The 24,812-nt window shown below is 43.7% G+C and carries 21 protein-coding genes; 9 read left to right on the forward strand and 12 right to left on the reverse strand.

Annotated features, from left to right (window positions below):
* Positions 1-2: 2 nt before the first annotated feature.
* The 3 genes from F6K64_RS17860 to F6K64_RS17870 are packed head-to-tail and all read right to left on the reverse strand — an operon-like array spanning position 3 to position 2,916.
* A complete protein-coding gene (locus F6K64_RS17860) occupies positions 3-2,018 on the reverse strand; it encodes an ArnT family glycosyltransferase (protein WP_287265937.1) in 2,016 nt (671 codons plus the stop codon).
* 9 nt (positions 2,019-2,027) lie between these two features.
* On the reverse strand, positions 2,028-2,216 hold the full coding sequence (locus F6K64_RS17865; RefSeq protein ID WP_008188473.1) for a hypothetical protein: 189 nt from the start codon (positions 2,214-2,216) through the stop codon (positions 2,028-2,030).
* A 10-nt stretch (positions 2,217-2,226) separates the two neighbouring features.
* Positions 2,227-2,916, reverse strand: coding sequence for a glycosyltransferase family 2 protein (locus tag F6K64_RS17870; protein WP_008188476.1), 690 nt, complete (start codon positions 2,914-2,916; stop codon positions 2,227-2,229).
* Between the two features lie 1,061 nt (positions 2,917-3,977).
* On the opposite strand from F6K64_RS17870, the gene F6K64_RS17875 reads away from it, so the two are divergent.
* The 5 genes from F6K64_RS17875 to F6K64_RS17895 all read left to right on the forward strand — a co-directional run bounded on the left by F6K64_RS17875 (position 3,978) and on the right by F6K64_RS17895 (position 9,070).
* Positions 3,978-5,177 (forward strand): glycosyltransferase, encoded by a 1,200-nt coding sequence (locus tag F6K64_RS17875; protein WP_287251645.1) that lies wholly within the window; start codon positions 3,978-3,980, stop codon positions 5,175-5,177.
* 187 nt (positions 5,178-5,364) lie between these two features.
* Entirely contained in the window at positions 5,365-7,053 is a 1,689-nt protein-coding gene (locus F6K64_RS17880) for a glycosyltransferase family 39 protein (protein ID WP_287251646.1), read from the forward strand.
* A complete protein-coding gene (locus F6K64_RS17885) occupies positions 7,032-7,175 on the forward strand; it encodes a hypothetical protein (RefSeq protein WP_165691865.1) in 144 nt (47 codons plus the stop codon). Before F6K64_RS17880 ends, F6K64_RS17885 begins: the two co-directional genes overlap by 22 nt.
* 154 nt (positions 7,176-7,329) lie before the next feature.
* Positions 7,330-8,076 carry a sulfotransferase family 2 domain-containing protein gene (locus F6K64_RS17890; RefSeq protein WP_071102962.1) on the forward strand — a complete coding sequence of 249 codons (747 nt, stop codon included), beginning with the start codon at positions 7,330-7,332 and terminating at the stop codon, positions 8,074-8,076.
* An 82-nt stretch (positions 8,077-8,158) separates the two neighbouring features.
* Positions 8,159-9,070 carry a CoB--CoM heterodisulfide reductase iron-sulfur subunit B family protein gene (locus tag F6K64_RS17895; protein WP_287251649.1) on the forward strand — a complete coding sequence of 304 codons (912 nt, stop codon included), beginning with the start codon at positions 8,159-8,161 and terminating at the stop codon, positions 9,068-9,070.
* A 425-nt stretch (positions 9,071-9,495) separates the two neighbouring features.
* On the opposite strand, the gene rpmA is transcribed toward F6K64_RS17895, so the two are convergent.
* The gene (gene rpmA, locus F6K64_RS17900) at positions 9,496-9,768 is read right to left on the reverse strand and encodes a 50S ribosomal protein L27 (RefSeq protein WP_008188487.1); all 273 of its coding nucleotides are present in this window, start codon (positions 9,766-9,768) and stop codon (positions 9,496-9,498) included.
* 76 nt (positions 9,769-9,844) lie between these two features.
* Complete coding sequence (gene rplU / locus F6K64_RS17905; protein ID WP_008188488.1) at positions 9,845-10,282, reverse strand: 50S ribosomal protein L21; 438 nt, start codon at positions 10,280-10,282, stop codon at positions 9,845-9,847.
* Between the two features lie 585 nt (positions 10,283-10,867).
* Between rplU and F6K64_RS17910 the strand changes: the two genes are divergently transcribed.
* The 3 genes from F6K64_RS17910 (at position 10,868) to F6K64_RS17920 (ending at position 13,760) form a co-directional block, all read left to right on the forward strand.
* Positions 10,868-12,352 (forward strand): alanine/glycine:cation symporter family protein, encoded by a 1,485-nt coding sequence (locus tag F6K64_RS17910; protein WP_502708044.1) that lies wholly within the window; start codon positions 10,868-10,870, stop codon positions 12,350-12,352.
* 47 nt (positions 12,353-12,399) lie between these two features.
* Complete coding sequence (locus F6K64_RS17915; protein ID WP_287265938.1) at positions 12,400-12,834, forward strand: universal stress protein; 435 nt, start codon at positions 12,400-12,402, stop codon at positions 12,832-12,834.
* A 113-nt stretch (positions 12,835-12,947) separates the two neighbouring features.
* The gene (locus tag F6K64_RS17920; protein ID WP_287265940.1) at positions 12,948-13,760 is read left to right on the forward strand and encodes a carbon-nitrogen hydrolase family protein; all 813 of its coding nucleotides are present in this window, start codon (positions 12,948-12,950) and stop codon (positions 13,758-13,760) included.
* Between the two features lie 98 nt (positions 13,761-13,858).
* Here F6K64_RS17920 and aroF read toward each other — a convergent pair whose 3' ends face one another.
* The 6 genes from aroF to F6K64_RS17950 form a co-directional block, all read right to left on the reverse strand.
* The gene (gene aroF / locus F6K64_RS17925) at positions 13,859-14,923 is read right to left on the reverse strand and encodes a 3-deoxy-7-phosphoheptulonate synthase (protein ID WP_287265941.1); all 1,065 of its coding nucleotides are present in this window, start codon (positions 14,921-14,923) and stop codon (positions 13,859-13,861) included.
* A 526-nt stretch (positions 14,924-15,449) separates the two neighbouring features.
* Complete coding sequence (locus F6K64_RS17930) at positions 15,450-15,959, reverse strand: PAM68 family protein (RefSeq protein WP_008188495.1); 510 nt, start codon at positions 15,957-15,959, stop codon at positions 15,450-15,452.
* 35 nt (positions 15,960-15,994) lie between these two features.
* Positions 15,995-16,264: a 30S ribosomal protein S15 gene (rpsO, locus tag F6K64_RS17935; RefSeq protein WP_008188496.1), complete on the reverse strand. Its 270-nt coding sequence runs from the start codon at positions 16,262-16,264 to the stop codon at positions 15,995-15,997.
* A 60-nt stretch (positions 16,265-16,324) separates the two neighbouring features.
* Positions 16,325-16,780 carry a Holliday junction resolvase RuvX gene (gene ruvX, locus F6K64_RS17940; protein WP_008188497.1) on the reverse strand — a complete coding sequence of 152 codons (456 nt, stop codon included), beginning with the start codon at positions 16,778-16,780 and terminating at the stop codon, positions 16,325-16,327.
* A gap of 109 nt (positions 16,781-16,889) precedes the next feature.
* Entirely contained in the window at positions 16,890-18,128 is a 1,239-nt protein-coding gene (locus F6K64_RS17945) for a GNAT family N-acetyltransferase (RefSeq protein WP_044494888.1), read from the reverse strand.
* A gap of 428 nt (positions 18,129-18,556) precedes the next feature.
* Positions 18,557-18,859, reverse strand: coding sequence for a hypothetical protein (locus F6K64_RS17950; RefSeq protein WP_008188499.1), 303 nt, complete (start codon positions 18,857-18,859; stop codon positions 18,557-18,559).
* A gap of 1,008 nt (positions 18,860-19,867) precedes the next feature.
* Here F6K64_RS17950 and F6K64_RS17955 point away from each other — a divergent pair.
* Positions 19,868-22,159, forward strand: coding sequence for a DNA polymerase III subunit gamma/tau (locus F6K64_RS17955; protein ID WP_008188500.1), 2,292 nt, complete (start codon positions 19,868-19,870; stop codon positions 22,157-22,159).
* 274 nt (positions 22,160-22,433) lie between these two features.
* Here the strand turns inward: F6K64_RS17955 and F6K64_RS17960 are convergent, their stop codons facing one another.
* Positions 22,434-24,518, reverse strand: a complete 2,085-nt coding sequence (locus tag F6K64_RS17960) for a tetratricopeptide repeat protein (RefSeq protein ID WP_008188501.1) — start codon at positions 24,516-24,518, stop codon at positions 22,434-22,436.
* Positions 24,519-24,812 lie beyond the last annotated feature (294 nt).

Consider the following 24,812-nt stretch of genomic DNA (forward strand, 5'->3'; position numbering starts at 1 on the left):
AATCAGGATTTTTTTTGACTAAGGAAAATTTTGACCTTATCTTTTGACCAAGCTTGAGGATAAATTCTATTTTGGTAAGTTATTTCCTCAGCTTGGTTAGTTTGATCAGGTTCAGGTTTAGTTGAAAAAATTCCACAAGGAATAAATTTGCTATTGGTGGAAAGTTCAGACTTGCTGGCTGATGTATTCTTAACGTTTATATGTTCAATCCTCACTGGTGAATCAGTCTGTTCTTGTAACAGTATCCATAATGGGTATTCCCAGTCATTGTCACCTAAATACAGTCCAATATCTGTACATTTACTACTTTTCAAAACATCAATAGCACCGAGGTAACCTGATTGGATTCGAGACCTACTGTTAAAATATTGCTCAGTACGGCTAGTGTTGAAAATACTGTTAGCGCCCAGAAGAGGTCGTTCTCTGCCAGATAATGCCCATGGTAATGATGTGATAATCAAAAGCACTGCTATAACATTGGCAACTTGACGTAACTTAATTTGGGACAATACTATTCCGACTACTGCAGAAAAAAGTAAGAAAATTGGTAAATGAAGCCGACTGTTCCACCATTGCCATTTCAACAGGAAACAAAATAGTATAAATATGCTAATAATCACAGCAATATAACTGAGTATATAGCGTTGCTTTCGACCCTGTCGTTGGATGAAACAAGCGATGATGGAGAAAACGATTAAAACTAGATGAAGGGTGTTGCTAGTGTTGTTTTCCGTAGCATTAATTCCCAGAGTTGATAATCCACCAGGAATCCCAAACTTTCCGGTATAGGTCGTGCGGGGGTCACTGATATCTACACTTAAAACAAGATGGAATAAACTAATTATCTTATGGGATATAGGATTAATTATCTTACTATTTGTTCCCATATGAAGACCAATATTTCTCAAAATATTGGAGACTAAGACTGAGGTTGTAAAAATTTCATTAGTATATCGTAGTTCTTCTGAAGCCGTGGCAATTGGAGTGCCATACAAATCGAAGTTACGGATATAGTGACCGAGATTAATTAAAATAACAATAACCCCTACCGTTAAAATTGGTTTCCACCATCGCCAACGTAGGCGCTTAATCATCATCAGTGAAAACCAGATAAATAAGGGAAATGCATAAATATAGGCTGTTGCTTTCGTAACAATAGCCATCCCCATGGTAGCACCAACCCCTAATATATTAATCCAGCTAACTCTGGATTTGAGAGTCAAAATAATAAAGTAAGCCAAACAAATCACCCAGAACGAAACCACATAATCATTCTGGGTACTTGACCCTTGTAGGATTCCCATCGGAATAGTAGCAGCGACTACAGCAGCAAAAACCTGTCCTCGTATCGCCGCTCCCAATTCTTTAGCAATCAGAGATACCCCAATCACGCTACCAATCATACTGAACCATTGGACAAGATTAGCTAAGCGATCGCTCCTACTCAAGAGTTGAAAATGCATGATCGTAAATTCAGCCCAAGGGTTTTGGTAAAGCTGTCTGGGAATATGGGTAGGATAATGAGCAACACTGTGATGCTGCATCCAATGAAGGACACGACTCATGTGGTAAGTCATGGAATCCCAGGTATTGGGAGGCGCAACGATAGCAGTTAAGCCTACGGTAGCGACCAGAAATCCTATACCTCCAAGTAATACCAGTAAAAAACCAGAGATTTGGGCATTCCCATTGTTTGGATTTTGCCCATTCGTGGAGGGTGAGCTTTGCCCAATCCCATTTTGCCCAATCCCATGTTGTGAATCCTGGGTGCGGGTGACTCGTCCTGGTTTAACAGTCCGAAAGTAAGCAAAAATCAACGTCAGACTCAATAAACCCCAGATTCCCGCTATCCAACCCCAAGTAATTAACTTAAATAAACTTAAAACTTCAGTGATAAAGGTTAATAAGACTCCCCAGGTAATAGCTGCCCACAATAGGGAACTACGCCAGCAATAATTGTAACGATAGATGAAGAGAAATAAAACAGTGAAGGTAATCAGAGGGAGCAAAGCCAACATAGTTAGTTATTATAGCAAAGGGAGTAGGGAATAGGGAATAGGGAATAGGGAATAGGGAATAGGGAATAGGGAATAGGGAATAGGGAGTAAGTGATTAACCAAAAGTTCATGTAGGGTGGGCAGTGTATCAGACAGATTCCGAAGTTTGTAATAGGGTTGCTCGGCACTGCCCACCATCGGATTATGACTGCCCACCATCAGATTATGACTAAGGAAAAAGATTGTATTTTAGGATACATAATATTGCCCGAAACCCATCCCTCCAGCCAATTTTTTTTCCTTCTTCGTAAGTGCGACCATAGTAAGATATTCCTACTTCATAGATGCGGCATTTCTTTTTGGCAACCTTAGCAGTAATTTCTGGTTCAAAGCCAAACCGAGATTCTTCGATTTTGATAGATTGGATAAGATCACGCCGGAATGCCTTATAGCAGGTTTCCATATCGGTAAGGTTAATATTGGTAAACATATTGGAGAGCATGGTTAAAAATTTATTGCCCACCATATGCCAGTAGTACACTACCCGATGGGGACCACCGCCAGCGAAACGGGAGCCATAAACCACATCCGCTTTGCCATCAATAATCGGCTGCATTAACAAGGGATATTCCTGGGGATCGTACTCTAAATCAGCGTCTTGAACGATTACGATATCTCCAGTAGCCAAGCCAAACCCAGTCCGTAAGGCAGCTCCTTTGCCCCGATTCTTGTGATGATAGACAACATGGTCAATCTGGGATTCTAGTGATGACTCTAAAATCTCTCTAGTGCCATCCGTTGAGTAGTCATCGACAACAATAATTTCGCACTCTTTAACCGGAGATGCTTTGACAGCTTCAATAACATTGGCAATTGTGTTGACTTCGTTAAAACAGGGTATTACAACACTTAGCTTCATAAGCTTAATCCTTAATAATAAGCAAATAATTTGATTAGCTTAAAACTTTACATAATCTTTACATAATCCCCGCCTAATTCCCCTAGCCTTTGGTTAAGTAGAGAGTTTGAGCCCCTAAACACATCACGAAATATTTACATAACGTCAGTTACATAAAGTTATGGGAAGTTTCCCCGTGATTAGATGGGATTGAACCCTCAAATTCAGGGCACGACCAGGATTGATAGACAGGTTTGAGGTTGACTACTTGACACCCTGAATAAATTAGTATAATTCTACTGTAGGATTATAAATAGATCAACTAAATAGAGCAACATAGAGCAACTAACATAGAGCAACTACTAAACCATTACGCTCAAGCCTGATTGGGGAGTCGTTGCTCATTACTCATTAGTATTTTGGTAAGCATTCAGCCGTCAGCGGTCAGCCGTCAGACTTTGGCTGATAGCTTGTAGGGTGGGCAAAAACAGTTTGCTTCTTTTGAGTATTCTAGATTATACTACTTTGCCCAACCTACTTTAATTGGTCTGATCCGCGACACGCTGATAGCAGCTTGTAGGGTGGGCAAAAACAGTTTGCTTCTTTTGAGTATTCTAGATTATACTACTTTGCCCACCCTACTTTAATTGGTCTGATCCGCGACACGCTGATAGCAGCTTGTAGGGTGGGCAAAAACAGTTTGCTTCTTTTGAGTATTCTAGATTATACTACTTTGCCCACCCTACTTTAATTGGTCTGATCCGCGACACGCTGATAGCAGCTTGTAGGGTGGGCAAAAACAGTTTGCTTCTTTTGAGTATTCTAGATTATACTACTTTGCCCACCCTACTTTAATTGGTCTGATAGCACTGATAGCTGATAGCTGATAGCTGAATGCTTACGTATTTTGACTAATGACTGATAACTAGTGACTAATAACTAAACTAATGACTAATGCCATAGGCTTGATAGCACTAGGTATTAGGCGCGCTAGACATTAAGTACTAACACCATTAACCCAAAACCTAACATCTAACATCTAGCACCATTAACCTAAAAAAAATTCCATCAACCAAGAGAGTATGTCTTTGGATACCAGTAATGACTACATAACACCAGAAGAATCTCACCTTAGTGATTCTTCCTTATCCTTGGTGATTCCCACCTATAACGAGAGTAGAAACATCGGGGAGCTAATTAGAATCCTGAGCAATTTGCTCGATGAAGCTATACCAAACCAATACGAACTAATTGTAGTAGATGACGATAGTCCTGATCGTACCTGGGAAATCGCCCAGGCTCTGATGTCGGACTATCCACAGTTACAGGTAATTCGCCGTCAGCATGAACGGGGGTTATCTACAGCAGTTATTCACGGCTGGAAGGTAGGTACTGGAAAAATTTTGGGGGTAATTGATGGGGATTTACAGCATCCACCAGAGATATTAGTAAAACTTTTGGTAGCAATGGAGGATGGAGCCGATATCGCTATTGCCAGTCGTCATGTAGACGATGGTGGTGTTAGTGATTGGAGTGTAGTGAGGCGTTTCTTATCCAGAGGTGCTCAACTTTTAGGATTATCGATTTTACCAGAAGTTATCGGTCGTGTTTCTGACCCAATGAGCGGTTTTTTTATGGTACGCCGTAGTGCCATTCAGGAAAAAGACCTCAATCCTCTGGGGTACAAGATTCTAATTGAAGTGCTGGCTAGGGGAAAAATTGGCCGAATTGCAGAAGTTGGCTATGTATTTCAAGAGAGACTCTCAGGAGAGAGCAAAGTTACCTGGAAACAGTATGTAGACTATATTAGACACTTACTCCGGTTAAGGTTTTCTCTCGGAACCATTGGTAAACTTAGAAAAGGCATTCCCTTCCCCTTAAAGCGGTTTATTCGTTTTGGCTTAGTGGGATTCAGTGGGGTATTTGTGGATATGACTGTGCTTTACTTACTCCATGACCCTGCTAGTTTGGGTTGGGGACTCACCCGCAGTAAAATTATTGCTGCTGAAGCGGCCATTATGAATAACTTTATTTGGAACGATGCCTGGACATTTAGGGATATAGCGAGTCAGCAGTGGGGATGGGGTAAGCGCTTGAAACGGTTTTTGAAGTTTAACCTGGTCTGTTTGATCGGTTTGTGCCTAAATGTGCTGTTGTTGAATCTGTTGTTTAATCTCCTGGGAATTAACTATCTGATTGCAAATGGTATTGCGATCGCAGCCGTTACTTTCTGGAATTTCTGGATTAATCTAAAACTCAACTGGCGAGTGACGCAAAAATAATGATAACCGGTTGACTGTTGACTGTTGACTGTTGACTGTTGACCGTCAACAGCAAAAGGTTTTAGGGAGTCGGGAGCGGTGCGACCCGTGGCGAATTTAATTCGCCAACGGAAAGCGCACCGAGGGAGTCGCGGTAAGAAAATTGAATGTACTTCATAACAATGAATATCATCTATGGTAAACCTATATGGTAAACAAATTGCAGCAAACTCGTAGATTTACATCAACTTGGTTAGGGCTTTTAATTATTATCCTGTTGATGCTAGGAATAGTGTTTCGATTCGTAAATATTGACAAAAAAAACTACTGGATTGATGAAACCTTTACCTCGCTACGGATTTCTGGTTATCGATTGTCAGACATGATACCAGAAATTTCCAATGGGGATGCGATCGCTATTAAAGAATTACATAAGTATCAGCAGACAAATCCGGAAAAAACTTTGATTGGTACGATTAAGGGATTGGCGTTTGAAGAACCTCAACATCCCCCATTCTATTACGTGATGGCGCGATTTTGGGGGCAGTTATTTGGGAATTCAGTAGCAGTGAGGAGAAGTTTTTCAGCTCTGATTAGCTTGCTGATGTTTCCTGCTATCTATTGGTTATGTCAAGAATTATTCGAGTCGTCCTTGGTGGGATGGGTAGCTATGGCCTTAGTTGCCGTTTCTCCCTTTCAGGTATTGTATGCCCAAGCAGCAAGACAGTATGGCTTATGGGGCGTAACTATTTTGCTATCAAGTGCAGCACTGTTACGGGCAATACGCTTAACCAAACCAAGAAACACCACCAGTAAGATTAGAGACATCCTACACTTTATCTCTACCTGGGGAATTTACGCCCTCACGTTAGTGACAGGATTTTATACCTTTTTATTTTCTATCTTAGTAGCCATCAGCCATGGCATCTATGTACTGGTAACAGAACGGTTCCGCTTCAGTAAAATTATTGTTTACTATGGGCTATCATCGTTAATGGCTTTGATGGTATTTGTCCCTTGGTTACTGGTTTCTAACAGTAACCTTTCTAAGGTATCCAGCAAAACCAAATGGGCACTCAAAGAAGTTCCCTTATCATCATTAGCCCAAACCTGGCTGATTAATATTAATCGGAGTTTCTTTGATCTCAACCAAGGCTTAAATTTCCCCAGCGTAGTGGTCTCTGTAATAATCTTAATCCTAGTCGGCTATGCCATTTACTTTCTCTGTCGTCATAGTCCCAAACGAGTTAGTCTATTCATCTTGACATTAATTGGAGTTACCGCCTTAGCCCTAGTGCTACCGGATTTAATTTCCGGAGGCAAGCGTTCTAGCGTAACTCGCTATCTAATTCCCTGTTATCTTGGTATTCAGCTAGCAGTTGCTTACCTATTTACTAACAAAATAACTAACAAAGTAACTAGTATTTTTCAGGGAGTATGGCAACAGAAGCTATGGCGACTCGGAATGATTTTGCTACTGTCTGGTGGAATTCTATCCTGTGTGATCAGTTCTCAAGCAGAATTTTGGTGGAACAAGTATACTAGTGCTAACCATACCCAGGTAGCAGCAATCATTAACCAGGCTGACCAACCCCTCTTGCTGACAAAAAGTCTGGAAGTGATCTCCCTGTCTTACCTTCTCGACTCCAAAGTGAAGTTTTCTTGGTTAAGCGACAAATCCGTAAAGATGCCTAATGGCGAAAAAAGCAAACAGTTAATCATCCCCGAAAATACCGATGAATTCAGTGATTTATTTTTATATAATCCATCTAAGGAATTGCGAGAAAAATTCGAAAAACAATACAACTATAAATCAGAACTTATTGGCAAATGGAACCATAAACTTGAACCAACCTACGAAATTAAAACGTTTCTGTGGAAACTAGTAAAGCAATAAACTTAAGCATTCAGCTATCAGCCGTCAGCTATCAGCCGTCAGCCGTCAGCCGTCAGCCGTCAGCCGTTGGCCTTTGGCCACGCTACTTGAGGTGCCGTCAGCTAAGAGCTCACACTACTTGAGGTGCTGCGCAAACAGTAGCCTGACCACAGGCCCAAAGCTGATAGCTGAATGCTGATAGCTGAATGCTGATAGCTGAATGCTGATAGCTGAATGCTGAATGCTGATAGCTTACGTCTTGTTTATAATAATCCCTAGAATAACAGGAGCTTGCTCATGGCAATGATTTGCCGTAAATACGGCTTACTCTACCTGATGGCACCGCGAACTGGTTGCACAGCAGTAGAAGATGTCCTCGAAAAAAAGCTAGAAGGTGAACTAGTCCCCCCCCAAGACATCCTAGACGCCAACGGAAAATTTTTGATGCACAGAAGACATCATTCTCTACGAGAGATGTTCAGACGCAATCTTTTGACAGAAAAAGAGGCAGCATCTTATCTAAAATTTAGTTGTATTCGCAACCCTTTTGACAGTTTAGCTTCCGACTATGTAAAAAGAGCCTCAAAATACCAACACTTTATCGCTGACTCCACGTCATGGGTTCACCGTCTACCGGGTTATATAGAAGACATGGAATTTTGCAAAACCCATTCATTTAATGATTGGATTGAGAAACACTATGGCTCTATTTACGGCAATGGACTGAAACGAACCCTTCAATCCCTGGTTCGGAATACTAATCGAAACCGACTTAAACAGTTTGTAGGTCTTCCCGCTGAACCGTATACACTCTATGGAAGTTATACCAAAGGTATGGATAGTGTAATGCGTTTTGAAACCCTTCAGGATGATTTTGACAGAGTCCTGGATAAAGCTGGAGTGCCCTTCAAAGTGCAAATACCAGTGATCAACAAAACCGAAGAAAGAAAGAAAAACTATCGAGAGTACTATAATGAGCGATCGCGAAAAATTGTCCAGTACGTTTTTCACGAAGAACTAAAGCGCTACGGTTACGAATTTTGAACAAGCTAGTAACGGTTAGGGCATCAGCTGTTACCCTTGAGCTGATCTCTAACCGCTTTAAGGCGATTAAGTATAAATTACTATGCCATCTGCTACGCTCAAATATGCCTATTTTCCCGGCTGTGTTGCTCAAGGAGCCTGTGGAGAACTATACCAATCTACGTCAGCTTTAACCCAAGCGCTAGGTATTGAACTGATTGAGTTGAAAAAAGCTGCTTGTTGTGGTTCTGGTACCTTCAAAGAAGATTCCCAACTCCTAGAAGACACTGTTAACGCTCGCAATATCGCCCTAGCTGAGGAGCTGAATCTACCCCTGTTAACCCATTGCAGCACCTGTCAGGGAGTAATTGGTCATGTAGATGAGCGTTTAAAGGAATTCCAAGAGACCGACACAGCTTATGTGGAAAAAGTCAATGGCTTGCTGAAAAAAGAAGGCTGTTCTCCTTACAAAGGCACTACGGAAGTCAAGCATTTACTGTGGGCATTGGTGGCAGATTACGGCATGGAAGCCCTAGCCGCACAGGTGAGTCGTAAGCTAACTGGACTCAAATGTGCTGCATTCTATGGTTGTTATTTGCTGCGAGCTCAGACATCAATCCCCTACGATGACCCAGTGCATCCAGAATCCATGGAAACTGTATTTCGCACTGTAGGAGCAACACCTGTATATTACCGAGGTCGTACTCAATGTTGTGGTTGGCCAATTTCTAGTTATGCCACAGAACAATCCTTCAAGATGGCAGGGAGGCATATTCAGGAAGCCTTGGATGCTGGTGCCGACTGCATGGTGACCCCTTGTCCGTTGTGTCATCTTAATCTGGACTCCCGTCAACCGGAGGTAGAAAAGGTGATTGGGCGTCAGTTCAGGTTACCAGTATTGCATTTACCCCAGTTAGTTGCCCTAGCGCTAGGGGTTAGTCCAAAGCAACTGGGTTTAGAACGGCACGTGGTTTCGACTGGACCTGTATTAGAGAAGTTGGGCCATAAAGTATGAAGTGTGACCTATCAAGTGTGAAGTCTAAATCCGGTTGACGTAAGCATTCAGCTATCAGCTATCAGCTATCAGCTTATGCGCGATGCGTGGCTATCGGCCAAGGGCAAATCCCCAGACTTTCAATTCTCATTAATCTGGAACTATTAAATTATCCTTTTCAAGGTTTATTTTAAGCTGTCAGCCGTGAGCTAAAAGCTGACGGCTGACAGCTGACGGCTGAATGCTTACCGGTTGACTAATTATCATCTCCCTTATCGGGTAATGGGTAATTGGTAGTTAACGATTACCCATTACCCATTACCTTTTGTCTTTGCCAGACATATTTTCAAGAGAAAAGCACCCCCTCGGGGGTGCCTCATCAGTTACCATCAACAGCAGCCAACTGCTGATGGAGGGATTTCAGTCTCAACTATAAACTGTTGTATCTAAGCTGATGCTTCGGTTTCAACCGGGTAAACGCTGACTTTTTTTTGGCTTTTGCCCCTTCTTTCAAAAGTGACTATGCCATCAGCCATGGCAAATAGAGTGTCATCACCGCCGCGACCAACATTGGTACCAGGATGAACCTTAGTACCTCGCTGACGTACCAAGATGTTGCCAGCCTTGACAAACTGACCACCGTAGCGCTTGACCCCTAGGCGTTTGGAATTAGAGTCACGACCGTTACGAGTACTTCCTGTTCCTTTCTTATGAGCCATAATGTTCCTTTATATTTAGGTGTTTTTACGGGAATTTTGAGGTAATTTTGCCCTATGCACAAGTCTGAGCCATAAACTATTCCGGAGCAGTTTCAGCGGTTTCCTGAGTTGCTGGTGCTTCAGTTGCTGGTGCTTCAGGGGCAGTTTCTGCTGAGACTGGTGCTTCCTCTGCTTTGGAAACCGAGGCGAGCACAGAACCATTCATACTAATAGCATCAATCATCAGACGGGTTTTTTCCTGTCTGTGTCCCCGCTTCTTACGGGTTTTCTTCTTGGGCTGCATTTTGTAGACGATGATTTTGCGATCGCGAAAGTGTCGCATCACCGTTCCTTGTACGGTTGCTCCTTCAACTAAGGGCTGACCGATGCTGATTTCACCATCATGATTAACGAACAGGACTTTGTCGATGGTGACATTTTGCTCTGGTTCAACGTGCAGTAGTTCGATGTCGTAAAAGCGACCGGGTTCGACTCGCAGTTGCTTGCCACCAGTTTCGATAATTGCGTAGGTCATGGATTTGTTTTTCTATAGTTGCCGTACAGGTAGCTGGTTAGTGTTTGTTCCGATGGATAGGATTTCTTGGTTGTGCCAGCTTTTGCTATGCCTTCACCTGATCCGAGCAGGAAAGTACACTTGACACTCCCCACAGCTATAAGCCGGGGGATTCTTGGCTCCACGACTTGACTTGCCATGACAGGTTTACACCAAGCACAGTAGAGGCCAAATCTCCCCAAGCGTTCAGATCATGGATCTAAGTTCCGGTGTGCCCCACCGTACTCATGGTTTTTGCTAAGACTTGCCAGGCTTTGTCTAATTTTTTGTCCAATGACTTTCGCAGGCGACCAGATCGTTAGACCAGACTTGCGCAATGTGCATTTTCTTGACACATTCTTTACGCTGCCTACTTATATCAAAGAGTAATTTTCCCAGCTTGATCACTTCTTTATTATATACTAAATAGCCAGTATCGGCATTCCAGATAAAAATTAGCTCACGGGGAATTTATTCCCCACGGGCTCATTCCCATAACTATAAGTTAAAGGCTTTTGCCCTTCGAAATCTCGGTAAGTCCTGGTAAAAAAGTATTGCTAAAAGACGTTGACACTAAATCCTATTTTTTTTTACTCATCCACTCTAGCTCTAGCAGCAAACAACTCGGTTCTAACTAACCTCACCGCTATTGTTAACCAAATCTTAAATGGCATATCTAATGTACTCTTCTTTAGCATCGGTGGTATGCCACTGATTGTCTTGTGGCTAGTCTGTGGTAGCCTATTCTTCACCTTCAGGATGAACTTCATCAACATCTGGGGATTTCGACACGCCATTGACATCGCCTTAGGCAAATACGAGCAACCCAACCAAAACGGTGAAATCTCTTCCTTTCAAGCTCTATCAACTGCCCTATCCGCTGGTGTTGGACTCGGTAGCATTGGCGGTGTTGCCTTTGCCATCAGTATCGGAGGACCAGGAGCTGCGTTCTGGATGACCCTTGCTGGCTTATTTGCCATGAGCAGTAAATTTGTAGAATGTACCCTGGCTCAAAAATATCGAGTGGTCAGACCAGACGGAACTATAGCTGGTGGTCCAATGTATTACCTCTCGGCTGGTTTAGCCGAAATGGGATATCAAAAACTCGGGAAAATTGTGAGCCTCCTATTTTGCATCTTTGCTATTGCTGGGTCATTTGGTGGTTCGAGCATGTTTCAAGCTAACCAATCCTTTGAAGTAATGGCCAGCGTAGTCCCCTGGCTGATCAATCGAGGCTGGCTTTATGGATTAATTCTGGTTGGCCTAGTGACATTGGTGATTATTGGTGGCATTCAACGTATTGGCTTAGTGGCTGGTACCATCGTACCCGTCATGTGTGGGATCTACATTTTGACATCCCTCTGGATTCTAATTGTCAATTTTTCCAGCATCCCATCTGCCATCGAAACTATTGTGACAGAAGCCTTCTCTCCCCAAGCCGTTGAGGGAGGTTTGATTGGGGTGTTAGTACAGGGATTAAGGCGTTCAACCTTTACTAATGAGGCAGGTATTGGTTCATCTGCCATGGCTCACGCCGCTGCCAGGACTGAGGAACCAGTGCGGGAAGGAATTATAGCCCTACTCGAACCTTTTATTGTTACTGTGGTCATCTGCAATATGACTTCTCTAGTAATAGTCATCACTGGAGTATACAAAAATCCTGAGTTTGCTGACTTCGGTGGTGCCGAAATGACCGCTGCTGCTTTTGGGAGTGTAATTAGTTGGTTTCCCATCCTCCTTGCCATCTCTGTGTTCTTTTTTGCTTTCTCTACCATGATTTCATGGAGTTACTATGGTGAAATCTGTTGGGATTATTTGTTTGGTTCGAGAACGTTGATTGTCTACAAAGTATTATTTCTTATCACCATCTTTATTGGAGCTGTGGCTAACCCAGAAGCAGTCATTAATTTCAGTGATAGTATGCTTTTTTCTATGGGTTTACCTAATCTTTTCGGTGGCTACTTACTCTGTAGCAAAGTAGCCACTGAACTTAAAGACTATATGGACCGCTTGAATGCTGGAAAAATAGTTACCGTCACTCAATCTTCCTAGAAGATTAGTATTTATAATATTTTTAAACAAGCCATAGGAGTGAATCTATGAGCTTATTTGCCACCGACCGTATACTTGTCCCAATTGATTTTTCTGAAACCTCCTTTGAGGCTTTAGAAAAAACAATAGACTTTGTCAAGGATGCATCTCATATATACGTTATCCATGTCCTACCTCCTCTCAACCCTGGTGAACCGGGAGTTATGTGGCGTACGGTAGATAGCCAGACTCGTAAATCCCATGTGGAAAACGTGCTTTCTGAGAGATTCAAGGAACCTCTATACCAAGGAATTCATATCAACGTCACCATCGGAAATCCTGCCTCAAACATCATCGACTACGCCAGGGAACAAGCTATTGACCTGATTGTGATCCCATCTCATGGCTATACCGGTCTGAAACGATTTGTCTTGGGGTCAGTAGCTGAGCGAGTGGTTCGATTTGCCCACTGTCCAGTGCTGGTTCTGCGACGGGAAGTCTAACAGTGATTAATTTTTTTTAATTTGGTTTGGGGCATTCTGGGGAAAATATAGAAAATAGATTTAATATCAGATTTAATATCTGTCTATATTGAAAACTCTAGGGTTGAATCATAATGAAGTGCTATCTTGCAGCTGCCATTCAAATGACTAGCTCCCCTGACCTAGAAAAAAACCTAGTTCAGGCAGAAGAACTGATCGACCTAGCCGTGCGTCGTGGTGCTGAGCTGATTAGCTTACCGGAAAACTTTTCTTTTCTTGGTACAGAGGAAGACAAAATTACCCACGCTGATGCGATCGCAGAGCAAAGTGAACAATTCATCAAAACTATGGCGCAACGGTTCCAGGTCACCATCCTTGGTGGTGGCTTTCCCGTACCAGTGGGTACTAGTAAAGTCTACAATACTGCCCTACTCATCGGTTCGAGTGGCAATGAACTAGCTCGCTACCATAAAGCTCATCTATTTGATGTTAACCTTCCTGATGGGAATACCTATAGAGAATCAGAGACAGTTAAGGCTGGAACTGAACTACCCAAGGTCTACTCGTCCCCAGAATTCGGCAATTTGGGACTCTCTGTGTGTTATGATGTCCGATTCTCGGAACTATACAGACACTTATCCCAGAATGGAGCCGATGTATTGTTTGTGCCTGCTGCCTTCACCGCCTACACTGGCAAAGACCATTGGCAAGTTCTGCTCCAAGCTAGAGCCATAGAAAACACCTGCTATGTCATTGCCCCAGCCCAAACTGGTCGTCACTATGCCATGCGCTACACCCATGGTCATGCTATGATAGTAGACCCTTGGGGGGTAATCTTGGCAGATGCTGGAGACACACCAGGAGTTGCGATCGCAGAAATTGACCCAGACCGCCTCCAACAAGTCCGCCAACAGATGCCTTGTCTAGAACACAGAGTGTTTGTTTGATTAGTTCTTAGTTATCTTATTAGCTATCAGTCTTAATTAACCTGAGTTCTGGATCAAGTTAGTAATCTCGAACTCAGGTCATCACTAAGAACTAACTACTAATGAGTAGCAACAGGCACAGCAGATTCAGACCAACGCCCTACGGCTTTGCCGATGACCGCCATTTCTTTCACCAACTCGTCAAACCGCTCCGGTGTCAAAGATTGTGGTCCATCAGACAGGGCTTTAGCGGGGTTGGGGTGAACTTCGATCATCAACGAGTCAGTTCCAGCTGCGATCGCTGCTTTTGCCATAGCTGGAACATAATCCGACTTCCCTGTGCCGTGACTGGGGTCAATCATAATCGGCAAGTGAGTGAGGGTGCGCAAGACTGGGACTACTGAAAGATCTAGGGTATTCCGGCTGTATTTACGGTCAAATGTCCGAATTCCCCGTTCACAAAGAATCACATTAGAATTGCCCGCTGCTAGGATATATTCAGCAGCCATCAACCACTCATCAATAGTTGCTGACATCCCCCGCTTCAGGAGTACTGGCTTATCTTGAGCCCCCACTTTTTTCAGTAGGGCAAAATTCTGCATGTTACGGGCACCCACTTGCAGAACATCTGCTACCATACCAATTTTATCCACATCAGCCGTGTCCATCACTTCAGTAATGATGCCCAACCCAGTTTCTTCCCGTGCCTTGGCTAGCAAATCCAAGGCACTTTCTCCATGACCCTGGAACGAATAGGGGGATGTCCGGGGTTTGTAGGCACCTCCCCGCAGGAACTTGGCTCCTGATGCCTTAACCCGCCGTGCTGTTTCCACGATCATCTCCTCGTTTTCCACCGAGCACGGACCGGCAACAATTACCAAGGGATGGTGTTCACCGAACACAACAGGTCCATTCGGCGTTGGCACTAATACCTCACTGGCTTCCCCATGACGATACTCACGGCTAGCCCGTTTAAACGGTTGCTCTACCCGCAGTACCTGTTCTATCCACGGACTAATTTCCTGAATTTGTAGGGGGTCTAAAGAAGCGGTGTCACCGACTAGACCCAACACCACTTTATGCTTACCAACAATTTTTTCTGGAGTCAGCCCCCATTGGCTAAATTCCTGGCTCAGGCGAGTCACCTCGACTTCTGGAGAGCCTACCTTCATTACTACTATCATAAAAAAATCCTCGTGAGTTTATAAACCCCGCGTCTAATGACCGGGGAGGAAAAACGAGCCGACTAAGAGCCGATTAATTGGTTGTACATCAAAACAAACATAATTCTAAGGCTGAAACCCAAGATTTCCCTTAGAGTGTCTCATACAACTAGATTTTTAACAGCTTAGGGCCTTTAGTCCCAGTCTGGGAATGTGGGTGGGAGATGGTCGAGTTACTCCCTTTTACTCCCTTTGCTGTTGACAGAGTGCTTTAATTATTCTACAGAACACTTTCTTGCTCTAGATATGCCTTTTTGGCTTATATTAATGTTTAACTAGTCGCGATATCTGTTTTAAGCAAAATTTTGAGGGAACTCCCTGTCTACAATCTTTGATTTAGGCGGAAGAACGCAAAAATATAACTAATTAATATAATAATATGTTAATTACCATAACAAATTACTTACCCAGGTTAGTTAGGAAGCACTTTTGGGCTTCCTACCTGGTAAACTTATCCCCAAACTGAGATCATAGGATTCCCAAAGGGTTAACTCTTTGTCTTAGCAGCACGCCATGCTGATGTCAATCTGCCTAGGTTAGTGGTGAACTCTTGCCAACCAAAAAAAGTTCCTGGTATATCTTCCTCCCACGAAGCAGAAAGAACACCATAGCTCAACCCCAACACACCTAGACCAAAGCATCCCATACTCACCAGAATCACTGCCACATGGGGTAACTCTACCCCAACCTGTGTGATCAATAAATAGCTAACCACAAATGTAACTATCCCTAAGAAACTGGGAATACCACACATTAGACCCATCCGACGCACCATCCTTTTACTGACCACATCGGGGATTGCCATTGAGTCATTTGAGGCTGCCGTTGGCTGATCTTGCTTCTTATTTTGCTTCTTATCTTGCTTGACAGTAGTTTGACTGGGTTTTTCCTTTGGAGTAGTTTGGGGATTTGTTGATGAATTTTGGGCTTTAGGGTTCTTTTTGCGCTTTTGACGTGGTTCAAAAGGCAATCGCTCCCGTGACGGTTCAGTAGACATACACTCTTTTACACTAGGGTCTATTCAACTAGGGTCTAACCCCGAATACCTAAGCGCTCAATCAATTTTTGATACCGTTGTTGATCGTCTTGACGAATATAGCTAAGTAAGCGCTTGCGGCGACCGATCATCTTTAATAATCCCCGTCTAGACGAGTAATCTTTTTTGTGGCTTTGTAGATGGAGACTCAATGTATTGATACGCTCAGTCAGGATAGCCACTTGCACCTCTGCCGAACCAGTGTCAGTTTCATGGACCTGGTAGCCATTAATAATTTCAGTTTTACGTTCTTGAGTTAGACTCATTGATAAAGTTTAATTAGTATAAGTCAACAGTTTTCTATTCTATCACCATCAAGAAGGGATTCAATTCCCAGAGGCTGGGGGATTGTTATGATTAGCTGAGCGCCGCCTATCTAACCACTGTTGTAGGATAATAGCAGCAGCGTGACGGTCAATCAGTCCTTTATTTTGGGTAAGCGATCGCTTACTCGCCTTGAGTCGCGATTCAGCCTCCCAAGAGGTAAGCCGTTCATCGATATACTCTACCGGCAGCTGGAGTGCTGCTGCTAATCGCGTCGCCAATTTTTGCACCTTTCGTGCCTGGAAACCCAGAGTCCCATCCATCGAATAAGGCAAACCTACCACCAGTAGCTGCACTTCTCTGGTTTCAACTAACTCTCGCAGTTGGTCAACATCCCTTTGAAATGAGGTACGATCAATAGTAGTTAAACCAGTAGCAATCAAACCCGTCCCATCACAACCAGCCACACCAATACGTTTGCTTCCCAAATCCAATCCCAGTGCTGAAATTCTTTCCATAACTTAAGCTCCTATCTTATAAATTTACAGTCACAGAGCTAATTTTGGAAATGGCACATTAGGTATGAAGCTTTCTTACATTAGCTATAACCCAACTTGGAATCTCTAACTACTTCTGTGGTGAAGATTTAACCGACACCGTCTCCTCTTGAGAGACTACACTCTTAGACTGGGAAACCCCAATAGAGACCTTTTTACCCTTAGCACGGTGTTTCTTCGATGGGGATTGTGACCAGGATATGCGGCTGGGGATTGGGGTTCGGGCTGGCTGTAGCCCCTGAAGCACATCCGATAACTCAAAAGTTACAGACTTGGTTTCTCGCAACTTATGCCAGACAGAACGGGACATCAGCAGAGTATGCTCAATCCGTTCTGCTCCCAGCTGAGCTAGATACTCTTCCTGCTCAGCTTGATAGTCAGCCGTTGCCAGATGTAGGGATTGGGAAGGCAGTTTTTGGGCAATCCGTGCTATTTGAGACAGTAACTCTGGATATAGGTAATTGTAGGCTGGATGAACTGTTAACTCAGCTGAGTTGGTACGGTTACCATCACGGCACAGTCGCAGCCGAAAATAGCCAACGGCGACTTTACGCTGTGGTTCAAATACATAGGCACTGATCACTTCAGTATGATTTAGCCACTGCCACAGTGAATCAATGATTTTCCGTGACATACTGGTTTGAAAATCCTGGATATGGCGGTCAAAAACCTTACGCACTATTGGTGGCATTGATGCCGTATCCAGCTGATAGAGCAACTGAGCATCTGCGTTACTGACAGGCAACAGGTTCGGCAAATCTGGTTCACGAACCGCCAATTTTTCCAGCAGTGTTGGCTCAATCGCCCAATAGGTCATCTGAGCTAGGGGTTGGAATCCGTTTTGCCGATAAAGAGCCAGTGAACTTTTATGATTGATATTGACTTCCAATAACCAAGTTCGCGCTTGCCAAATTTTTTCAAAGCAATGGCGCAACAGAGCCGAGCCAATGTCTCGAGTTGCCAGGGTGTTACTCACTAGAGAATTGTTGGCATCAACTAACACCTGCTCCACCCGCCAAGTACTACGGGTGTGATTAAATGGGGAAATTTTGATCAGTCCGCACAGCTTTTGGAGTTGCTCAGCCACATACATACAAAAGCTGTACTGATAGGGGTTGGGAAACCAACTCAAAAACTTCAGCAACCAATACCAGCGTCTAACGTGTTTAAGTGGCTGTTGGTCAACTGATGGGCAGATCTTACTCTGCCCATCAGTTGCCTGTTGCAGTAGCTTCTCAATTGCTGCCAAATCATGGTATTGAAATGGGCGGATCAAGTTCTTCGGGTTTTCCGAGACAGGTGAAGTCATTTTGGGTACGGATGCCATGAAGCTGCTCGCTCTGTTTGACCCATGTTCTTGCGCTGTAACCTACATTTGCAAGACTAGGGTTACTGCCAATATATTAGCTATTTTCCCATCATCCCAGTTGTGACAAGACATATGAGTAATATTAAGTTGTGTTCATGGGGTTTAATCAACCACTGGGAGTGTTGAGTGTTAATCGTTAAGGGTCGGTCAAGGGTGAACACTCAACATAGTCTCAACATAGGTAAGCTATCAGCTATCAGCGTGTCGCGTATCAGCTATCAGCCTGTGGCCACACTACTTGAGGAGTACACCGCAATTGAATCAAATAACCTGACCGCTGACTGCTGACCGCTGACTGCTGACTGCTTACCAACATAGTCTCAAGGTAGTATAGGCATGCCCTTATCTAGCGCTTAGTCTTGTAAGGCTTAGTCTTCATCCATTATATTCCCTTTGTCTACCCGTTCTAACTGCCACAGAATTTGATTACCTTCACGCCTGACCCTTGAGACAACCCAGTTGCGCCAAGACCAGTGGTTACCCCGACTAGTGACAGCGCTGGCGTTCACATCCATTAAATCGGCCAGTTCAGAACTACTAATCAGGTAGCCTTGGCTGGCAATTTCATCCGCGATGTGTAGAGTTTCTACCAGATTACGCAGTTGAGCAACTCTCACCTCGCGGGGTAATTCGTCAGTAGTACTAACAGAAGAAGAAATAGCTGATTCCATAATTAAAACAGAAGATATATATCGATGAGGTAGAAATGCTCGATTATATAGTTTACCGAAAGCTCTGAGGGCTCATCCCCTAACTTATCGTTATGGGGATGAGCCCGAAGGGAATTTATTCCCCGTCAGCTAATTTTGATCTCGAATGCTGATACTGGCTCTGGTAGTATATAATCAGATAGTAAGGCACGCCAGTATTGGAGATGACCCTTTGATATAAGTAGGTAACGTAAAAAATGTGTCTTGAGAATGCACATTGCGTAATTCAATCTAACGATATGATGGCCTATGAAAGTCATTGGGCAAGAAATTAGAGAAAGCCTGGCAAGTCTGAGGAAAAACCCTGAGTACGGTGGGGCACACCGGAACTTAGATCAATGATTCTGAACGCTTGGGGAGATTTGACCTCTACTGTGGTTGGTGTAAACCTGTCACGGCAAGTCAATTCGGTGAGCCAAGAATCCCCCTGCTTATAGCTGTGGGGAGTGTCAAGTAAGGTAACCCATCAGTAGTATAGGAGTCTGATATCCCTGTTACTATCTTTGGTGAAAGATTACCACCGAAGATAAAGGTTTAACAAACCCCTGTCTCCAGCAATCCCTAAAAAGACCCCCATATGTCTTGCCTAAAATTAAAACACTATTAGCTAAACCGCGAGAAGCCCCGCACTTTACCGGATAGGCTAAGTGTACTATGGTCAGCGCGGGGCAAGGGTCGGAACGTCGAAATGCCAAATGGAGGCGCGCTTGACCCGTAATTTAATTCGCCATGGGTCGCGCCTCAAAGTTTTAACCCTTTCAGCCAAGCCTCCTAGCCATAAAGGCTGCCCCAGCGAGGGATTGCTCGCTGGGGTAACTTCTGACCGTGTCGTTAATAAAGTAACCCGTGTAACCTAAGCAGTAGCTGGTGTTGGAAAGAAGCCCGCACTGTCCCGTGCTTGGCAGCGTCGGGAGTATGTCACTAAAACACTACTAGAGCAATCTGGTAAGCCCCCCACAGCACAAAGTCGTGAGCTACGAACCCCTACATCACAAATATCGTCCCCAGAGATTTGCAGATTTAGTGGGGCAAGATGCGATCGCAAAAACCCTAACCAATGCCATCGAGAGTGAGCGCATTGCCCCTGCCTATTTGTTTACTGGCCCTAGAGGTACCGGGAAAACCTCTTCAGCACGGATTTTAGCTAAGTCTCTCAACTGTCTCAAGACTGATTTGCCAACTCCATTTCCTTGTGGGGAATGTCACGTCTGCCGTGAGATCGCTGGTGGTTTATCCTTGGATGTGACTGAGATGGATGCAGCTAGTCATACAGGTGTAGATAATATCAGGGAAATCATTGAACGGGCTCAATTTGCCCCAGTCCAGTGCCGCTACAAAGTGTATGTGATCGATGAATGCCATATGCTTAGTACCGCAGCCTTCAACTCCCTTCTCAAAACCCTGGAAGAACCACCGGAGCGGGTAGTCTTCATCTTGGCTACCACAGACCCTCAACGGGTATTACCCACCATTATTTCCCGCTGCCAACGCTTTGATTTTCGCCGCATTCCCCTAGAGGCAATGGTGTCTCATCTGAAGGATATTGCAGTTAAGGAAAATATAACTATTACACCAGATGCCTTAACCTTAGTGGCACAAGGGGCTCAAGGCGGGCTCCGGGATGCAGAAAGTTTGCTAGATCAACTGAGTTTGTTAGATGAACAGGTCACGGTAGAGCAGGTTTGGGATTTAGTGGGGGCATTACCTGAACAAGACTTGCTGGCATTGCTAAACGCGATCGCATCTTCTGAAGCAGTAGCAGTACTAGAACAATGTGGCTATCTGATCGATAGAGGTCGAGAGCCCCTAGTTATCCTACAAAATCTGGCTAGCTTCTACCGAGATTTGTTGATTGCTAAAACTGCTCCTGCTCGTAATAATTTATCAGCCATCACCCTCCCCACCTGGCAGAAGCTGTGTGAGTTAGCTAAACAGCTGGATGTGGAGAGTATTTTACGTGGTCAACAGCATCTAAAAGACAGTGAAATTCAGATCAAAAACACTACCCAGCCCCGTCTCTGGTTAGAAGTAACCCTAATGGGTTTATTGCCAGCGGCTCTTGCCTCTCAATCCGTAGAAACCTCAAAGTTATTCCCTGAAAATCCATCAGTCAAACCCTCAGCACCTTCGGTTAAACCTAGGCACCAGCCTAAACTACCACCAGTTGGGAAACATCAGCCCAGAAAAGAGCCATACAATCAATCAACCTCTGCTCGAGATCAGACTACTCCTAAACCAGAGCATCCAAGTAAACCAGCTCAGAAGCCCAAGACTCAGAAAACTGAGGAGCCTAAGCCTTCAGAAAGGTTAGGGTTTCAACCACACCCAGACACCTCTACCAATGGCATACCCAAAACCCCTGATTTAGCTACAACCTCAATACCGAATCAGGAGGTTGACCATAGCGCTATTGTTGAGCAAGATAGCGAGGTTAGCAACCAGCCCTACGAAATCGAGCAGGTTTGGCAACAGGTCATTCGTAATATTGAACTGGATGGGTCTAGAGAAATACTGCGTAGCAACGGCTGTTTATTAGCTTTCAATGGCCGAGAGGCATCTATTGGCATCAAAAAGAAGGGTGTACAACAGCTTATAAAAGGAATGTTGCCCCAAATTCAAAAGGCATTTGCCAAAGTCCATCCAGGTCATGTGAAAGTTAATTTCCAACTCGTAGGAGCAAACCCGTCCCAGACCGCTCCTCAATCAAGAGTGACCCTAGCAGCAGTACCAACTCAGAAATTACCTCCACCAATCACTACCCCAGCACCACAGGAATCTTCAAACAGCAAGGGGGATTCAAAGGGGGATTCAACCAAGGCCAAACTAGTTGTGCCACCTAGCACCAGTGACTCTTCAAAGCCAGCAGTAAACCCCTCCTCCCAACCATCCCAGCCAGAAAACCTTGCCCCTCCTAGCAATTCTGAAGCATCTGAAGCAGTGGACACTGTATTATCCAAGGGAGGTTATGATTTCTCTGACTTAGACTGGGATGCTGATCAAATAGAGCAAGCTTTAGGGAAAATTAAAGATTGTTTTGGCGGAGAAATTATTGATTTAAATGATGAGCTGAGTAATAATGAAGTGATGCCCAAGGAGCCATTAGTAGAATCGTTTGTCAATGATACTCAGGCTATCTTTGACCAAGAGCAACCCCAATCATCAGTAGCCGAAAATCAACCTGATCCAAGACCGTTTCCTAGAAAGATTCACAACAAGCCTCAACAGTTACAATATGATCAAGATGGTGAACTATCTTTTTAGAATTATAAATTTGGGAATTGGGCTAGCAAAGGGAGCAGAGAGTAGGGAATATGGCATCAAAAATTATTTGTGATAATTTTTGATATCTAGAATTGGTAATTTAAATTTAAATTTAAATTACTAGGCTCCTATAGCGTTGGTATTTGAGATGGAAACCTGTATGGTCTTTTTTTATTGGACAATAAAACTGAGGTTCTCTTTCCCCTATTGCTAGCATGCCTATTGCCTTTTGCCTTTTGCCCCAATTCGTGTGTTTACAACCCAGAGACAAACCCTATAGGCGATGCAAAATTTCTGGTAATAGCTGACCTGGCACTTTAGAAAGGGCAAAGCTTTGTCCCGCAGGACCATTTTCCCGAGAGAATGCTCGAATGGTGTGGATTAGGTAATTCAGAGAAATTTGGTAGGTTTCCGGTTGCTCAACTGTACCCATACAAGCTTGGACATGTTGGTGTAGGGCAGCTTCTAAATGAGTTAACTTAGACCCTTTGCTTAAGGAAAATTGTGGGTGTGTCGCTAGCTGGAAATTAACTAGCCCCAAGTTGTTGTAGGTAGCTATAATATCAAAATTAACTGGTACAGGTGATCTGTTATGGTTAGAGACTTGGTCAGAAGGGTGTGGTTGATATCCTGCGATCGCAAGAGCATTTTCATAAGCCGTTATACATTGCTTAAAGTATTCTGCTTTTGCCCCATATTCCTCCTTTAACTGGTCGGCTAAGTGCCAGTAGGCGGTACCTAGGTTATTCTGGGTTGCAGCATAGCCAGCTGGGTCAACCTCCGGTTTCCGGTATTTGAGAGCATCTTGATAGGCATATATGGCTAGCTTCAACCAGACTGTTGGTTGTTCGTGCTGGGCAAGACTCCAGTAAGTCGTACCCAGGTTATTTTGAATCATTGCCCAATTCTGAGGATTGGCTGTGGTGTCATGATGAGAGATGGCTTCTTGGTAGGCTGCGATCGCTTTCTTTAAATTCGGCACTGGTGATTGATGTTGCGCTAGATTCCAGTAAGCCGTTCCTAAGTTATTCTGGGTTGAAGCATATTTAACCAAGTCATGGTCAGCACCGCCATAGCGCAAAGCTTCTTCATAGGCGCGAATAGAATTTTCCAGATTTTTAGCTAAATCTTGGTACTGGGCTAACTCTCCATAAGCTGTTCCCAAATTATTCTGTATCATGCTAAAAATTTCGGGAGATTGTTCCGCTAAAAAGTCAGTTAGTGCTACTTGATAGCATTTAATGGCTTGCTCTAAATAAGAGAGCATCAGGTTGTCATTGTTCGGACAACGAGATAGCATCCAGTAGAAATTTCCCACATCATTGAGGATAGCGGATTCTTCGATAGGTGTGAATTGTGACCATTGCAGCGCCTGCTCATAAGCCTGGATTGCGATCACTAAGTTTTCCTCAGAGGCATCTCCTTGTTCAATCAGGTAGCGATAATGATTGCCCAATTCAAGATAGGTTTGGCCTGTAGATGGTTTTTGAGTTCCAGGTTGCAAGTTATTTGGTTCAGAGTTATCTTGTGGTGTTTCAGTTTCAGTTGTCGGTCGCAGGTTATTTATTTGTAAGTTATCTTGTGGTGTTTCACTGTGATTTTCAAGTCGCACATTCTTTGATTGAAAGTTATCGTTTAAAGCTTCAACATTAAAACTTTTAACTGTCAACATATCCTCTTGCCCTAACAGTGTCTCCACATCTTCCTGACCAGGATCGATTACTGTTGTTGAGGGGGGTAATGTGTAAGAAGCCTGTGCTGTATCAGCCACCCTTTGGGATAGGGGTGTTGGTTCTCCTTCAAACTCAAAGAAACCAGTGTGCTGTTGCCAAAATTCTGGTACCGACTGCTGAATGGAATAAAACCAAGGTCGTGGCAACCAGAGCAAGAAAGTCAGTTCCCAGTAGCTGAGATTATTCCCAATTGACTGTAAATGCCTGAGAAACAATCGTTGCAGTGCTGCGGGTTGCCGTGTTAAGTTTTCTATACCCAGAATCTGAAATCCCGGTATACTTTCAGAAGTGTAAGATTCCTCATGGTCGGTTAACCATTGACTAATCTGAGCTAAGGGATTGGGTTCGCTCAGATTTAAATTCAGGCTGACCAAGTTTGGGTAACCTTGGTGGTTCATTGACCCGTTTGCTGCACATAAGCCTAACTCCCGGTATAATTGATCTGCTAGCTGGTTGCGCAGATTCAGGTCATCACACACTGCCAAAAAAAGCTGGCGGCGCAGACCAATACTCAAAGCGAGTTTCAAACGTTGATAGGTTTGCCGATTCCAACTGGAAATTTCTTGATTTGAGGCAATGTCCGTTACTATCATGCTGGCATAGGTGTCAGAGCAAAGGGATTCCATATCAACCTTTTCCTGGTTTTGTTGCCTAAGTCAGGATTGAACTTGAATATTCTGTGATCGTGGCTTAATTTATCACTACTTAGCACTCAGGACGATTTTAAGGTAAGTATTGTTTAAGTATCATTACAAAATAAATTACCTCTTCCTATTATCGGTAAGGCTTATAACATCAGGATTTTTATTTTGTAAAACAGGTAATTTTTTTTGTGTGACTACTTACAAATCACTTAGCATTGCTATATCCGTATTTATAACGATTGTTGAAAAATAATAGTATATAAAAATCAGTAATTT

Source organism: Moorena sp. SIO3A2, assembly GCF_010672265.1.
Taxonomy (GTDB): Bacteria; Cyanobacteriota; Cyanobacteriia; order Cyanobacteriales; family Coleofasciculaceae; genus Moorena; species Moorena producens.